General features: G+C 59.2%; 13 protein-coding genes and 1 other RNA gene. 6 read left to right on the forward strand and 8 right to left on the reverse strand.

Going from position 1 to position 14914, the window contains the following annotated elements:
* Window positions 1-288: 288 nt before the first annotated feature.
* The 5 genes from QD461_RS07835 to QD461_RS07855 form a co-directional block, all read right to left on the reverse strand.
* Complete coding sequence (locus QD461_RS07835; RefSeq protein ID WP_414087222.1) at window positions 289-1212, reverse strand: DMT family transporter; 924 nt, start codon at window positions 1210-1212, stop codon at window positions 289-291.
* A 162-nt stretch (window positions 1213-1374) separates the two neighbouring features.
* Window positions 1375-2619, reverse strand: a complete 1245-nt coding sequence (locus QD461_RS07840) for a lytic murein transglycosylase (RefSeq protein WP_414087223.1) — start codon at window positions 2617-2619, stop codon at window positions 1375-1377.
* 79 nt (window positions 2620-2698) lie between these two features.
* The gene (locus QD461_RS07845) at window positions 2699-3490 is read right to left on the reverse strand and encodes a GH25 family lysozyme (protein ID WP_414087224.1); all 792 of its coding nucleotides are present in this window, start codon (window positions 3488-3490) and stop codon (window positions 2699-2701) included.
* Window positions 3491-3702: 212 nt separating this feature from the next.
* Window positions 3703-4377 (reverse strand): class I SAM-dependent methyltransferase, encoded by a 675-nt coding sequence (locus QD461_RS07850; RefSeq protein ID WP_414087225.1) that lies wholly within the window; start codon window positions 4375-4377, stop codon window positions 3703-3705.
* On the reverse strand, window positions 4374-5621 hold the full coding sequence (locus tag QD461_RS07855) for a DUF3419 family protein (RefSeq protein WP_414087226.1): 1248 nt from the start codon (window positions 5619-5621) through the stop codon (window positions 4374-4376). The genes QD461_RS07850 and QD461_RS07855 overlap by 4 nt, the downstream gene beginning before the upstream one ends.
* A 192-nt stretch (window positions 5622-5813) precedes the next feature.
* Here QD461_RS07855 and QD461_RS07860 point away from each other — a divergent pair, with 192 nt between their 5' ends.
* Window positions 5814-7202: a serine hydrolase domain-containing protein gene (locus tag QD461_RS07860; protein ID WP_414087227.1), complete on the forward strand. Its 1389-nt coding sequence runs from the start codon at window positions 5814-5816 to the stop codon at window positions 7200-7202.
* 26 nt (window positions 7203-7228) lie between these two features.
* On the opposite strand, the gene QD461_RS07865 is transcribed toward QD461_RS07860, so the two are convergent.
* From QD461_RS07865 to QD461_RS07875, 3 genes are all read right to left on the reverse strand, one after another.
* The gene (locus tag QD461_RS07865) at window positions 7229-8371 is read right to left on the reverse strand and encodes a transglycosylase SLT domain-containing protein (protein ID WP_414087228.1); all 1143 of its coding nucleotides are present in this window, start codon (window positions 8369-8371) and stop codon (window positions 7229-7231) included.
* Window positions 8372-8506: 135 nt separating this feature from the next.
* Entirely contained in the window at window positions 8507-9142 is a 636-nt protein-coding gene (locus tag QD461_RS07870) for a LysE family translocator (protein WP_184703780.1), read from the reverse strand.
* Window positions 9143-9262: 120 nt separating this feature from the next.
* On the reverse strand, window positions 9263-10474 hold the full coding sequence (locus QD461_RS07875) for a pyrophosphate--fructose-6-phosphate 1-phosphotransferase (RefSeq protein ID WP_184703781.1): 1212 nt from the start codon (window positions 10472-10474) through the stop codon (window positions 9263-9265).
* Between the two features lie 285 nt (window positions 10475-10759).
* Here QD461_RS07875 and QD461_RS07880 point away from each other — a divergent pair, with 285 nt between their 5' ends.
* From QD461_RS07880 to rnpB, 5 genes are all read left to right on the forward strand, one after another.
* Entirely contained in the window at window positions 10760-11467 is a 708-nt protein-coding gene (locus QD461_RS07880) for a TerB family tellurite resistance protein (protein WP_414087229.1), read from the forward strand.
* Window positions 11464-12225 carry an N-acetylmuramoyl-L-alanine amidase gene (locus tag QD461_RS07885; protein WP_414087230.1) on the forward strand — a complete coding sequence of 254 codons (762 nt, stop codon included), beginning with the start codon at window positions 11464-11466 and terminating at the stop codon, window positions 12223-12225. Before QD461_RS07880 ends, QD461_RS07885 begins: the two co-directional genes overlap by 4 nt.
* Before the next feature lie 266 nt (window positions 12226-12491).
* Window positions 12492-13049: a lytic transglycosylase domain-containing protein gene (locus QD461_RS07890; RefSeq protein WP_414087231.1), complete on the forward strand. Its 558-nt coding sequence runs from the start codon at window positions 12492-12494 to the stop codon at window positions 13047-13049.
* Between the two features lie 80 nt (window positions 13050-13129).
* Complete coding sequence (locus tag QD461_RS07895) at window positions 13130-14323, forward strand: NAD(P)/FAD-dependent oxidoreductase (RefSeq protein ID WP_414087232.1); 1194 nt, start codon at window positions 13130-13132, stop codon at window positions 14321-14323.
* Window positions 14324-14390: 67 nt separating this feature from the next.
* Window positions 14391-14790, forward strand: an RNA gene (gene rnpB, locus QD461_RS07900) — RNase P RNA component class A.
* Window positions 14791-14914 lie beyond the last annotated feature (124 nt).

The raw sequence follows: 14914 nt of genomic DNA on the forward strand, positions 1-14914 counted from the left end.
CGACAAAGGCAAAGGCTGCACCGACCACTAGGACGTTGATGGATCGCGTCAATCCCATGTCTTCCTCCTCAGTCAGCCAGTAAGTTTTATGTCCAAAATGTGTCCTTTGGAAAGGAAATTCGTTGCTGCGATGCGGCACGAGATTGCCATGGCGATTCATGGCCTGGAAGCAACATGTTGATCTTATTTGAAAATATATCGCGGCTGCCTCGCTAACGGATTGTGAATAAATGTTACCAAGCAGCCTGCCTCGGGTGGAGAATACCGCCCGGGGGATCGTTATTCAGCTCACGTCAGGCCCGGGCGCGCACCTCTGAGCCAGGCGTAAACCCTGCCATCGAGAATGAGCAGTCCGGCGGCGATGAGCGCCATGCCTGCGACTTCACTGAAGCCGAGCCGCTCGTCGAGGAAGAGAAAGCCCAGCAATATGGCGAAGGGCGGCACCAGCAGCGTGACGAGGGAGGTGTTGGTGGCGCCGGCAAGCGCCATGATGCGGAAGAAAAGGATATAGGCGAAGGCCGTCGACAGCAGGGCCAGACCCAGGATAGCTGCAATTGCCGTTAGCGGTGGCATTGCGAGGTGCCAAGGCTGATCCGTGCTCAAGGCAATCGGCAGCATGATGAGCGAGGAGCCGGTCAATTGACCAACGGCGATGACGGGTGGCGCGATGCCCTTGAAGCGCTTCGCATAGATTGCCGCAAAGCCGTAGGAGATGGCCGCGAGGATTGGCAGCGTGACCGCCCATAACGGCACCGAGGCGCTGGTGGTCACGCTCGGGGCAAGTAGTACGACCGTGCCGGCAAGCCCGGTAAGGCAGCCGGCGAGTTTGGCCGTTGTCAGGCGCTCGTCGGTCGTCAGCTGATTGCCGATCAGAACCGTCCAGATCGGTGTCGTGGCGTTGAGGATCGACGCAAGCCCGGCGCCCATCTGGGTTTGGCCGACAAAGAGCAGTGTGTGGGGCACGGCATTGTTGATCAGGCCGAGCAGCAGGAATTGCCACCAATGACGCCGCAGCGCCTCATAGACCCCGAAGCGACCGGCGAGATACAGGTGCAAGGCGAGGGCTGCCATTGACAATCGCAGAAGAACAAGCGTGAAGGGCGGGACGTAGTGAACGGCAATCCGCGCGAAGAAAAAAGATCCGCCCCATATGAGTCCGAGCAATAGCAGCAGGCTCCAGGTCAAGGCACTCATTCGATTGTCTCTGCTCATCGCGTCTCCTCCGGTTCCTGCTTATGTAGCCCGAGAGTAGGCGCTACCTCCACCCGTTTCCTGCGCTACGGGACAGAATGGGTATAAGCGAACGATCGGCAACGTCCTGGCAAACAAAAAGGCGGCTCCTTGGCCGCCTTTTCGATAGATCTTTGAAGGATCTTAGAGTGCGTTGAGCAAAGCGGATGTCGCCCAGCCGTCTGCGGGCATGCCGAGGCGGAACTGCTCCTTCTGGATAGCGACACGCGTGCCCGAACCCAGGATACCGTCGATCTTGCCGACATCGTAGCCGCGCGCAACGAGCTTCGTCTGTAGCGCCTTCATGTCGACATCGTTCAGGCCAACCTCAGGCGCGCCCTTGTTATAGGGAGGAGCGCCAGCGAAGCGCGTGGCGAAATAGGCGGCCGAGGTCGTGTAGATGAACGACTGGTTCCATCCGAGATAGGTATTGTAGTTCGGATAGGTCAGGAAAGCCGGTCCCTTGCGGCCTTGCGGCAGTATGAGCGCAGCCGGCAGAGACGCGAATTTGGTATCGCCGTCACGCGGCTTGACGCCAAGCTTGAACCAATCACCAGCCGTCAGCGTGCCGCCAATGCCGGATTTTTCCCAGGGGAGATTATCCGGTACGGCGACTTCCTGCAGCCAGGGTTGATCGCGAATGAAGCCGAGATGCTGGAGGAAACGCGCCGTGGTCAGGATCACGTCGGGCGCGCTGGTCTTCAAATTAACGTGGCCGTCGCCATCGCCATCCGTGCCGTAGGCAATGATGTCGGGCGGCAGCATCTGTGTCTGGCCGATTTCACCGGCCCATGCGCCTGTCGTCGTCGTGGGATCGACGTCGCCACGCTGCACCAGCTCGATGAGCGCGATCAGGCGCGGGCGGAAGAATTCCGGCCGGCGGCAATCGTGAGCGAGGGTGACCAGGGCGTTGCGGGTATTGAAGTTACCCTGAACGGCGCCGAAGTCGGTTTCCATCGCCCAGAAGGCTGTGATCACGCCGGCAGGAACGCCATAGTCCTTTTCAGCCTTGGCGAAGACGTCGGCATATTGCTTCATCTTCTGCCGGCCGATATCGAGGCGGCCCTGGCTGACGGTGCGCTGCGAGAATTCTAGGAAGGTCTGACGGAATACGCCCTGGCTTCGGTCCATGGCGAGAACTTTTTGGTCGATCTGCGCGCCGGCCAGCGTCTTGTCGGCGGATGCGGCGTCTGCACCGTCGGCAATTGCTTCGGCTTTCACACCGGCCAGAAAGGCTGCCAGATCGCCGCCACAGGCTGGCTTCGGATTGGCGGCGCTGCTTGCGGGCGGTACTGCTGCAGGAGCCGCGCTCTGAGCGATTGCAGAGCCGGCCATGGCTGAAGCGAAGATCAACCCGAGCGTGCTGCGTCGAAGGGTGTGACGGTCCATGAACGATCCTCTCTAGTGATAGAATAGGGTCGCTTTCACAGAAGATTGTGACATAAGCAAGAGAGAAGTGGGCTCAGTCTCAAGAATTTCCTTGCTTCTGTACTGCCGCCACCCAGTTGTGCCAATTTTGCTCGGAACCGGCAAAGACATTGATATCCGTCGGCCCTTTGATGCCGGGGACGAGGCCCGTGGACGTATACTGCCAAAAGGCCCATGTGCGGTCCGCATAGATCTCTTTGGGGTGCTTTGCGACCGAGCGCACCCAGAAGTGATAGTCCTTGAAGTAGCCGACAAGGTTCTGCCGGTGGAAATCGACCGAGGTGTAGATGATCGGCCGTTTGCCGTAATAGGCCTGCAGGCGATCCATGAAACGCTTTATTTCCGTCCGCACGACCTCAGGGGCCGGCCTTGTCCGGCAAGTTGGCGAGCCGGGGTTCCATTCGACATCGACAACGGGGGGAAGCGCCATGGCATCCTTCGGCACGTTGCGGATGAACCAATCGGCCTGTTCGTCGGCGGTCGAGCAGAAATAGAAGAAGTGATAAGGCGCGTGTAGAAGCCCCGCGGTGCTGGCCTCGTTCCAGTATTCGGTGAAGCGCGGATCGATCCGATCCTTGCCTTCCGTTGCCTTGATGAAGACGAAAGCAACCCCGGAAGCCTTGACGGCTCGCCAGTCGATGTCGCCCTGCCATTTCGAAATGTCGATGCCATGGATGGCGTGTCGCTGCGGATGATCGCTGCCGAAATCTTGTGGTTTCGTATCGCTGAACCGGGTCTTGGCGGGGGATACGTCTGAGAAGGCATCGTAGCCTGTCGTGCAGCCGTTCACTAGAAAGGCGAGCGGCAATAGGCACAACAGAAGCCTGCGCATGTTTATCCCGTCAATAACCGAGTGATCTAATTGCCTTGAGACCGGGTCTCCGCTTGAGGGTTCCCGTATCCGAAAGAGTGGTAGACCGCGCTGCAGACAGCCGATCGTGCCGCTTCGTTCACCATATCAACGTAAAAAATGCGTTATCTTCAAGCAAATTCGTATGCTTGAAGCCTCTTCGACACTGGTTTCGCGCTGAAATTGGTTTGAGCTCAAGCGCCTTGCTTGGTGATGACGGCTCGCCAGGCGTAGCCTCTCCCGATCTTCTCGGTCTTGGCCGACATGCCGCGAGCTTGCGCCTTCTCTTCCAGCACTGTGAGGAGATCGGCGCGCGGCGTGACGTGAAATTTCTTCAGCCACCCTTTGAGAAGAGCCTGGAACCAGCCCGGTAAGCCCTCCTGCTGGCCGAAATCGACGATATGGAGCTCGCCGCCGGGGGCGACGGCGGCCAGCGATGCGTCGATCGCGTTCTTCCAGTCTGGGATCATCGACAGGGCGTAGGAAACCATCACGCGGTCGAAGCCATCGACATGAAAGTCGGAAGGGGAGAATGCCGTGGCGTCGGCAACGCGGAAATCCGGCATCTGTTTCAGGCCGCGAAAATTGCTCCGGGCCGAAATCAGCATCTCCTGCGAGATGTCGAGGCCATACAGCTTCGACGACGGGAACGTTCTGTAGGCGAGCAGCATGTTGCGGCCGGTGCCGCAACCGACTTCGAGCAGAGAGCCGCCGACCGGCACGTTGAGATGCGCGATCGTTCGATCACGTCCGAAGAGGTAGTATTTCCGCGTCAGATCGTAGATGTGACGCTGATAGCGGTACATGCCGTCCATCAGCCTGGCATGGTTGTTGGCGCTGTTCTCTATACCGGTATCAGCCTGGCTCACGCTTTTTTCCCGTAGATGTGGAAGCCGCCGTAGATGGCAGAACGATCGAGCGCATTGAGCTCTTGCGAGCGTTCTTCGAAATAGACCCACTGGTCGCGGATGGCCGGTGACAGCCGGCCTTCGATGATGCTCTTTTCCGCGGCCGTGCGGAAGATCACGCGGGCGCCTTCGCGTGCGGTGCGGGTAATTTCCGCCCAGAGGCTGTTGAGCTGCTCGTCGGTCATCCAGTCCTGAGCGTCAAGAAGAATGTAGCGATCACGCGAGGCAGCGGGCTTGGACGCCAACAACTCTGTGAAATTGGCGTGGTGCACGTCGACGCGGTCGGCATTGGCGCGGATCGCAGCATAGTGCTCCGGCCTCAAATATGTCGGTAGGGGACCCTGATGTTGACCGGCGTAGCGGCGCGCGAAGGCCTGCCAGGCGAAATAGTTCTCCCGCATCGGAAAGTGACAGGCGAGCTTTTCCAGGCGGTGCTTCAGCACGGCCGAGATGGAATCGTCGCCGGCAAGGCTTGCGAGTTCGTCATACTGCTGCGGCGGGATGCCTAGGCCGAAGAGCGAGCTCTTGCGACCGAGCAGCCAGCGAACCGCCGGCCGATCGAAGATCGGAGCGATTTCGTTTTCGAAGAACTGGCGCTGTTCGCGAAGCGTGCGCGCATCGGTCATTTTTGCAAGCCGGACGCCGTGCAGGCGTGCAAGCACATGGGCTGCACCGATGAAGCGACCGAGCAGGCCGGTCTTGTAGATGTTGCGGTTGAAGACCGTCACGCGTCGGCGGCCGTAGAGGTCGCGGCCATCCCAATAGGAGGCCGTTGCCGGATCCAGCCGCGGAGCGATGAACTGGTCGTAAGCCTGGCTATTTGCGGCAACGTGCGGCGTCGCGAAGAAACGCACCAGATCAGCGTGGTCCGGCAGCAGCCGGAAAGCGGCGAGCTTCAGCTTGTTGAGTGCGATGTGATGACGGTTGAGATCGACGACATCGATCGATGCAGGGTTCTGCGAGAGATAGGCGAGCATATTGCAGCCGCCGGAGCCGATGGTGACGATGCGGTGATGCGGCTGGAGCTCCATCGCCTGCATGTCTACATCCGGATCCTCCCAGATCTGCGGATAGACGAGGCCGGAGAACAGCATCCCGAACAGCCGCTCTGAGAGGCCGGCTTTGGAGAGTGCCTTATGCTGTAGCAGAGCGTCCTTGAGTTTCCGGTTCTTCTGGAGGCCGGCATCCGGGGCGATTTCCGTCATCTGAGTCTTATTACCGATTTTTAAAGGTTCTGGGCGTGTAACCCGGCAATGCTACAGTCTGATGACGTGGACTGTTGGTACATCTGGTGGAATTGCGCCCTTGCCGCTATTTGAGGGGCAACCGGCGACGATACCTCTTTCATCTTGCTGTGTTTCCTGATTGTCTCCGCCTACCTTTGGAGGGTATGTGATATGCGTTTGATTTCGAGAGTGATCGGGGCAGTTTTCATGCTGCTGCTGATCATTGTCGCAGGCGGAGCTGTGTGGCTTTCCGTTTCTCCGCCGGAGCTGCTGAAGGTCGGGGATGGCTACGCCGCCAAGATCGTGTGCTCCAACACATTTGTCGCCAAGCGGGATCCGGATCAGGTTTTGGCCGACGACGTGCAGGCTCCGGGAAATCCGGCGCTGAAGCTCATCCGGGTTTCCGTCGATCGGGACGATGGCGTGGTCAGAGCGCGTTTCCTCGGAATGTTTGCTCCGAACTATGCGCTCTATCGCGGCGCGCTCGGCTGTACAACGGTGCCCGACGGCGATCTGCAGGCGGCGCGCAGTGCGGTTTTCCTCAACAAGGTCAAGGCACCGAAGAACGACGCGCTATGGCCGGATGGAGATGGCGTCAATCTCGGCCAGGGCGAACAGGATGCCAAGCTCGCCAGCATCGTCGCGAACCCGGATTTGGCCGGCCCCGCCATGCGCGCCATCGTCGTGGTCAAGGATGGGCGGATCGTCGCGGAGAGCTATGGCGAGGGTTTCAGCAAGGCAACGCCGCTGATCGGCTGGTCCATGACGAAAACAGTCAATGCCGCCATCATCGGCCGCCTCATGCTGGCGGGCCGCATGTCTTTCGATGACCAGCATCTGCTGCCGTTATGGAGTGACGATGCGCGCAAGGATATCAGGCTTAGCGATCTGCTTGCGATGGAGAGCGGGCTTGCCTTCAACGAGTCCTATGGCAACGTTTCGGACGTGACCCGTATGCTCTACCTCGATCCGGATACGACGAGCATTGCCGCCAATTCGCGTCAGGCGGCCGCACCCGGAGAGCGGTTCAGCTATTCCAGCGGCACCGCCGTGCTTCTTTCCCGGCTCTGGATGAACAAGCTTCCGAACTTGAGCGCTGCGATTTCCTATCCGCGCGAGGCGCTTTTCGCGCCGCTCGGCATGTATAGCGCGGTTTTCGAGGCCGATGAGCGTGGAACCTATGTCGGCAGCTCCTACCTCTACGCCAATGCCCGCGATTGGGCGCGCTTCGGCCAGTTCCTGCTTCAAGATGGCGTCTGGAAGGGGAACCGGCTTTTGCCGGAAGGCTTCGTGGGCGCCATGCGGACGCCGACGAAGGCGTCAGAAGGCGTTTACTCGCAGGTTCAGGCATGGGTTGCCGGTCCCGGCGGCTCAAACGCGCAATTCGGCCTGCCAACGGATACATTCTGGATGAGTGGTCACGATGGCCAGTCGGTTGCCATCGTTCCCTCTGCCAATCTGGTGGTGGTGCGCATGGGGCTGACGCCCTCCTGGGCCGATTATCGGCCGCAGATCCTGCTGAAGCGGATCATGGATGTGATAAAGCCGGCCACAAACTAGGCCGGCTTTCAAAATCTCACATTAACTTAGTAATTGCCGTTGGCGACGTCCGTCAGGCCCTTGCGCTTGGCATCGTAGTAGTAGCCGCGAGCATAGAGCTGGACAGCGTTGGCTTCTTTGTTCTGTGCCTTGCTATCAGCCGTCATCCACGCGCCGCGCAGATATTTTGCGGCATATTTGATGTTGGTTTCGGCATCGAGCAAGCCAGACGCCGGACCTTCGTAACCCATCGACTTGGCCGTGTTGTACTTGATCTGCATCAGGCCGAAATACCCAGCCCTGTTATAGGCCTTCGGATTGTAGCGGCTCTCGCGATGAACGACGCGATGGATTAGCGACTCCGGTATTTCATAGAGCTTGGCGTACTTCTGGATGAGCTTCGAAACATAGCTCTTTTCCGCGGACGGCACGTCAGAGTCATAATTCTGGGTGGTCAGGACGGCAGGAACAACCGTCGGGCCGCTGCTGTCGAAATTGAAATCATAGTGGGCGCGATTATCAACATAGCGTCCCAAGCCGACCTGCGCCGGCGTTGCGAAAGCGACTTCCGCCTGTGCCGAAGGATCGGGACGGGGGGTCGGGACGGCAACCTGGATGGCGGCCATATCCGAGGTCATCGGAATGGTCGGCTCTGCCTGCGCAAGCGGACCGGAAGCCGGCATCAGCGCAGCATCGCCGGGGCGAGCCGGATTGGGCATCGGAATTGCGACTACGGAAGGAACGAGCGGCACATCCGAGGACGCATAGGCAGCTGCCGTCGTAGTATTCGCGGCAGGGGCACCCGTTGCAGCCGCAATAGCGACGGTTCCCTGGTTGGCGCCGTTTGCCCCAGCCACCGTTGGCTGGCCGAAGCGGGACTGCGCGGCATCGATCTGCTGCTGGTTGACGGCACCGGGCGCCACGCGTCCGGACTTTACCATTGCAACTTGCTGCGGCTGGCGCGGGCCGATGAAATCCGGAGCCGCTGCGGCCATTGCGACACCGCCAACGGGCGCAGCGGCTCCATTGGCGATCAAGGTCGTATTCGGATGCGGCACGTTGGTGTGTGCCGACGGGAGTTCTGCCTGAGACGCCTGCTGCTGAGTGCTAGCACACCCGGCGAGAGCGCCGCACATCATTGCCGATAAGGCAACGCTGCGCTTCAGGCTGGGAAATCCGATCGTTACCATTCTGTCACTTTCGAAAAAACCAAACCTAATTTGCGATGCAATTCGGTCACAGGACCTCACAATTCGGTCACAGGATCGATAAAATTATGAATCCCCATTAACCTATCCGTGATCGCGCCGCAACCCTAGACGGCGTTAAGCGGCCATCCGGCGATATCCGGCGGTCACTGCGCCGGCCGCAATCAACAGGGTTCCGCCCGTTCGGTTAACGGCGCGTTGCACGCTTGCCTTGCGGATGAAACCGCGCGCCATGTCGGCGACGAAGACGTAGATCAGCGAATTCAAAGCCGCTAAAGTGAGGAAAGTTGCCTCCAAAATAAGCGTTTGCTCAAGAAATGGCTTCGACATGTCGAGGAACTGAGGCACGAAGGCGATGAAGAAAACGATGCTCTTTGGATTGAGCGCCGTTACAACATAGGCGTGTAACATAATCTTTAACGGTTTTTCCTCGGGAAGATTGTCATTATCACCCATCGGACCGGTCACGATCGGGGCTCGCCAGAGCTTGATTCCGAGGAAGACGAGATAGGCTGCACCGATCAGCTTGAGAATCGTGAACAGGCTCGCCGAAGCGGCGAGGAGGGCGCCCAGGCCAGCCAGGGAGGCGGTCATCGCTGTGAAGTCGCCGAGGGTCACACCGGTTACGGTCGCCAGCGCCGTTTTGCGGCCGTGACCAAGGGCATAGGAGATGACCAAGAGAATGGTCGGCCCCGGGATGGCCAGCATGATACAGGACGCGGCGGCGAAAGCGAGCCAGGTTTCGATGGACATGGAATCCTCCTCTATTCCTTTTTCGCTGTCAGCAAAGACATCGGATTAACGATCCGTCAATCCGCCTGATTATGAATCAACCGGCTTGATCATCGATCCAGCCGGTTGATTGCAGAACGATCAGGCTTCCACGTATTTCTGTCCGATATGGTTCATCACCTCGGCGAACCAGGGTGCTGCCATATCGAATGCCTTGCCGCCCTTGATGCGCGGGAATTCGATGACGCGCAGTTTGCCGCCCTGGCCTTCGTCGTGGCCGGTGACGCCGGATACCTTGTTAAGGGCGTTTTCGACAGCGAGATCGACCATGCCCTGGATCAGGCGGAGATCATCGCCGTTTGCCGGAGCCGAGCGGGCGAAATAGCCGGACTTCTGTACCATGGAGCGCTCGGCGCCGATGATCGAGGCGAATTGCTTCTGGAACCAGCCGCCAACATTGATGGTGTCGATTTTCACGTGGCCGAAGGCGTCGCGCTTGATGGTTTCGCCAGCGGCTTCGCGCTCGGCGACGATGGCGTCGAGTGCGGCGCCTTCCGATACGAACAGCGTCACCTGGCCGGTCTTCTCCATGATCGTCCGCAGCCGTTCGCCCTCGGCTTCAATATTGAACGCCATTTCGGGCAGGTAGAGGCCATCGATGTTCTTCAGTCCGGCATTCATCATGAAGCCTTCGACATATTCATTGGCGCTGGTCTTTTGAATGTAGGCGCGGGCAGTGGCAGCCGTCAGCCAGCCACAGTGACGTCCCATGACTTCATGAATGACAAGCGTGCGCGGGGCGGCAGTCTGTTCGTTGCTGACATTGTCGAAGAAATCGGCGCCGACTTCCGCCGCCGTCCAGGCGCCGAGCGACTGGCGGATCGGCACGACGTCGTTGTCGACGGTCTTTGGCAGACCGACGACCGTCAGGTCGTAGCCATTGGCCCCGAGGTAGGCCGCAAGATCGGCTGCCGTCGTGTTGGTATCATCGCCGCCGATCGTATGGAGAATGGTGACACCGTCGGCAGCGAGGCGCTCGGCTGCGACACGCAGCGGATTTTCGCCTTCCTTGACGAGGCCGCGCTTCACGCAGTCGGCGGCGTTGGTCAGCTTCACGCGGCTGTTGCCGATCGGTGAGCCGCCATAGCGGTGCAGAAGGTGGGCGCGTTCGCGCATCGCCGGCGTCACCGCGATGCTGTCCGCCAGCAGAACTCCCTGGTAACCAGAACGATAGGCGATGATGTCAATTTCCGGCGCTACGTCCGTATAGCGTTGGATCAGACCCCCAACCGCAGAAGAAAGGCAGGGCGCCAATCCGCCGGCGGTGAGCATTGCGACTTTCTGTTTGGCCATGGGGATCCTCCTTGCAGACAGGCTGCTTTATTTCATGATTGCCGTGGGAATGGATGCGACAGGCGCGCAGGGCTGTAAAGTAAAGAATTTAAGAAACCAGCGTTTGTTTTCTGGCTGGAGCGCGATCTGGACAAGGCCGCATGCCGCGAAAGGCGTAGGCTGGAAACACGTCATCATTACCAAATTGTGAAAAGTGTTTTCAGGCGTGCGACGAATGGACTGCTTGCAAAGCCGGGCATTATTTGGTCAAGGTGTTCCATAGTTTATGAGGCCTGCGGAACCGTGATGTCGTTTTGGGAAAAATTGCTGAATGCTATTGGTAGCACCGCTGGCAATGCCCTGTCGGCGGTGGTCGAGGCCATTCGCACCGTTTTCGAGGGCGATCCAGAAACGCGTCGCAAAGTGGCCTTTTCCGTAGCAATCATTGCGCTTTCGGCCAAGATGGCGAAAGCGGACGGGATCGTGACCGAGAACGAGGTCAACGCGTTTCGCGAGATCTTCGAATTCCCTCCGGATCAAGCCAAGAATGTCGCCCGTCTTTATAATCTGGCGCGGCAGGACGTAGCGGGCTACGAAGCCTATGCCGAGCGCTTGTCGACGCTTTGCGAAACCTGCACCGAGAATTGCCCGGTGCTGGAGGACGTGCTCGACGGGTTGTTCCACATCGCCAAGGCCGACGGTCTTATTCACGAGAAGGAAATGGACTTCCTGCAGCACGTCGCGCAGATCTTCCATATGAGCGAAGAGCGCTTCGAGCAGATCATGGCACGGCATGTGAGCGGCGGCCGGGACCCGTACAAGGTGCTTGGCGTGTCGCGCCAGGACGACTTCCCGACGATTCGCCGCCGTTATCATGGGCTCGTCTATGAGAACCATCCGGATCGCCTCGTATCGCGCGGTGTGCCGGAGGAGTTTCATGCCATTGCCAACGAGCGCATGGCGGCACTGAATGCGGCTTACGCCGAGATCGAGAAAGAACGCCGCGCAGCATGATTGCATTCAAGGCTGATTTCGCTCGCGCCGAGGTACGGCCGTCACCGAATCACGGCGAGCGGCGCGATGGTGTTCGCCCAGACGTTATTCTCTTGCACTATACCGGTATGGGTACGGCCGAAGGCGCCTTGGATTGGCTCTGTCGCCCGGAGAGCCAGGTCTCGAGCCACTATTTCATTTTTGAGGACGGACGGATCGTTCAACTTGTTCCGGAAGAGCGGCGAGCATGGCACGCGGGCAAGAGTTCGTGGCATGGCGATATCGACATCAACTCACGGTCGATCGGCATCGAAATTGCCAATACCGGCCATCCGGGCGGGCTGCCCGAATTCCCCGATGCGCAGATAGAAGCGGTCATCGAACTGTGTCGTGATTGCGGCCAACGCTGGGCAATCGCGCCTGAAAGAGTGCTTGGGCACTCCGATGTTGCCCCTGTGCGCAAGGTCGATCCGGGCGAGAGATTCCCCTGGGCGCGGCTTGCTGCCGCGGGTGTCGGGCACTGGGTTGAGCCGGCTGCAATTACCGGCGGCCGCTTTTTCCAGAAGGGCGATGTGGGGCAGCCGATCGAGGCGCTGCAATCCATGCTCTCGCTCTACGGTTACGGAACTGAAATTACAGGCGAATTCTCCGAGAAACTGAAGGGCGATGTCGAGGCGTTCCAGCGGCATTTCCGCCCCGAGTGCGTCGATGGCATTGCCGATTTTTCCACGATCGATACGCTTCACCGGCTTCTGTCCGGATTGCCCCGATTTTCGTAGGCAAGGCACCGCCGCCGGCAATTTCTATAGCCGGCTATAATCCGTAAAAGACGTAACTCCCTGCTGCGCCACAGCTTTTCCCTATTATTTCCGCATTGCATTGATCTAACGGCGCTCGCTGAACGGCGGTCGCGCCGTCTGTGTTTGTGTGTCGCGCGACCGTAGACGACTAATGGGGACTGTGCATTCCGGCGGCTCTTTTTGCCTCCAGCCGGACGTGACGGCTTGTGCCGCCGGCGGTCCCGCCCCTGGAGACAAAAGACTACATGAGAAATTTGATTGTTGCGGCTGCAGCGTGCGTGGGCGTGCTGCTGGCAGGGTATAATAGTGCCTTTGCGGGCGAGCGAGATGCCGTGCAGCGCACGGTTCCTCTCAAGACTGTCAGCCGTACCACCGGTTTTCCGGCGCCTAACGTTCCCGCCGATATACGCCGCGCCGAAAACGCCTTTGTCCGGCAAAATGGCTATTCCGCTCTCATCGCCAAGTATGCCAAGCAGAATGGCGTTGCAGTCGAGCTGGCGACCGCCGTCATCCAGATCGAAAGCAATTTCAATCCGAAGACGCGGGGCAGCGCTGGTGAAATCGGCCTGATGCAGATCAAGCCCGCGACGGCACGCATGATGGGATATAACGGCCGCGCAAAGGGGCTTTACGATCCCGAGACGAACATCAAGTTCGGCATGAAATATCTCGCCATGGCGCAGAATCTGGGCGGCGGTCCGACCTGCAATACCATCCTCAAATACAATGCCGGTCACGGCGCCACGCGCATGAACCCGGTTTCCAAGCGCTACTGCGGCAAGGTGCTTGCGCTTCTAGATTGACCTTGTTCGATCCTAGATAACAGGTAGGGCGGAATCGCGTTCCATGCTATCGAAAGCCTTCGAATAGCGAGGGTCACAGCATGGCAGCGGATTTCAGGTTCATCGTCGTCGGTCGCGGAATGATGGGGGCCGCCGCTGCCCGCCATCTCGCCAGGCAGACGGATGGCATTGCGGTCATCGGGCCGGATGAGCCGAAAGATCGCGCCAGCCATCAAGGCGTCTTCGGCAGCCATTACGATGAAGGCCGCATCACCCGTACGATCGATCCGAACACGGATTGGGCGCGCCTCGCAAACCGTTCGATCAGCCGCTATGCGGAAATCGAACGGGATAGCGGCATTCAGTTCTTTGCGCCCGTCGGCTGCCTCGTCACCGGTCCGAAGCGAGGCGGGGAGAACGACTATGTCGGCGACGTCGTGAATGCTGCGCAGCGATTGGGCGTTGAGACAGATCTTCTCGATGATGCCGGGCTTAAGGCGAAGTTTCCGTTCTTCTCATTCTTATCGGGAAGCGAAGGGGTCTACGAGCCTCGCGGTGCCGGTCATATCAGCCCGAGGCGGCTGGTGAAGGCGCAGTCCCTGCTTGCTGAAAAAGCAGGCGCGCGGGTGATCAAGCAGACTGCTCTGTCGATCCGTGACGAGGCCGGTCGTGCCGTCGTCACGACCGTGGAGGGCGAGACGTTCAGCGCCGAAAAGGTGCTGCTTGCCACCGGCGGTTTCTCTATTGCGGAGAATCTCTTGCAGAAACCTGTTGAGATGAAGGTTTATGGCCGCACGGTCACTTTCTTCGAGGTGAGCGAGGCGGAAGCCGAGGCCCTGTCCGGTATGCCGTCATTGATTTCCGTGAAGCCGGACGATGTGGACAGCATCTATATGCTGCCGCCGATCCGCTATCCCGACGGCAAATATTACATCAAGATCGGCGGCGATCCCGATGATCTGCAATTTGAGAGCGAAGCGGAGCTGCGTGCCTGGTTTCGTACACCGGGCCGCGACAAGGCACGCGAACATCTGGTGCGGATATTCCACGAGCTCGTTCCCGGTGTGAAGCGACCGCCGTCTTTCACCAATTCCTGCGCAGTCTCCTATTCTCCGTCAAGCTATCCGATGATCGGCTATACGTCTTCCTCGCGTGTCGCGGTCCTGGTTGGCTGCAATGGTACCTCCGCAAAGAGTTCCGATGAGATCGGCCGACTCGGAGCGGAGCTGCTGCTCGCTGGTCGAATCAAGGACGAGGGCTACGCCACAGATTTCTCTGCGCATTTCCGTAACTGACATCCTGCTTGGGCAAAGCCATATATTTAGGTGGCATTTGCGGGCGGTCTCGGTTAATGAGCCAATGCCAGTTGGCCGGGCAGCCGCGCTTCATCAATGCCGAAAGGCGATGAGGTGAGGAAAGTCCGGGCTCCACGGAAACACGGTGCCGGATAACGTCCGGCGAGGGCAACCTCAGGGAAAGTGCCACAGAAAGCAAACCGCCCGATCTCAGGATCGGGTAAGGGTGAAAGGGTGGGGTAAGAGCCCACCGCGTCTCTGGAAACAGCGACGGCACGGAAAACCCCACCGGGAGCAAAACCGAATAGGGATGACGCGGAACGCGAAAGCGCTCCAGCCCGTTTCCGGGCCGGTCATCCGGGTGGGTTGCAAGAGGCGTCGCGCAAGCGCCGTCCCAGATGAATGGCTGCCACGTTCCGGTCTCGGCCGGAGCCATACAGAACCCGGCTTACAGGCCAACTGGCAAATCTGCGCGCCCTTTCAACGGAGGCGCCTTTCGCTCTCTGCAAATTATTTCGAGAGCTTTTAGATGCCCTGGTTTTCCGGGGCTTTCGATTGTTGCGCATGCAAGTTTTCGCCTGTGAAAACAAT

The organism is Rhizobium sp. BR 314 (assembly GCF_047445805.1).
In the GTDB taxonomy this organism is placed as follows: domain Bacteria; phylum Pseudomonadota; class Alphaproteobacteria; order Rhizobiales; family Rhizobiaceae; genus Rhizobium; species Rhizobium lusitanum_B.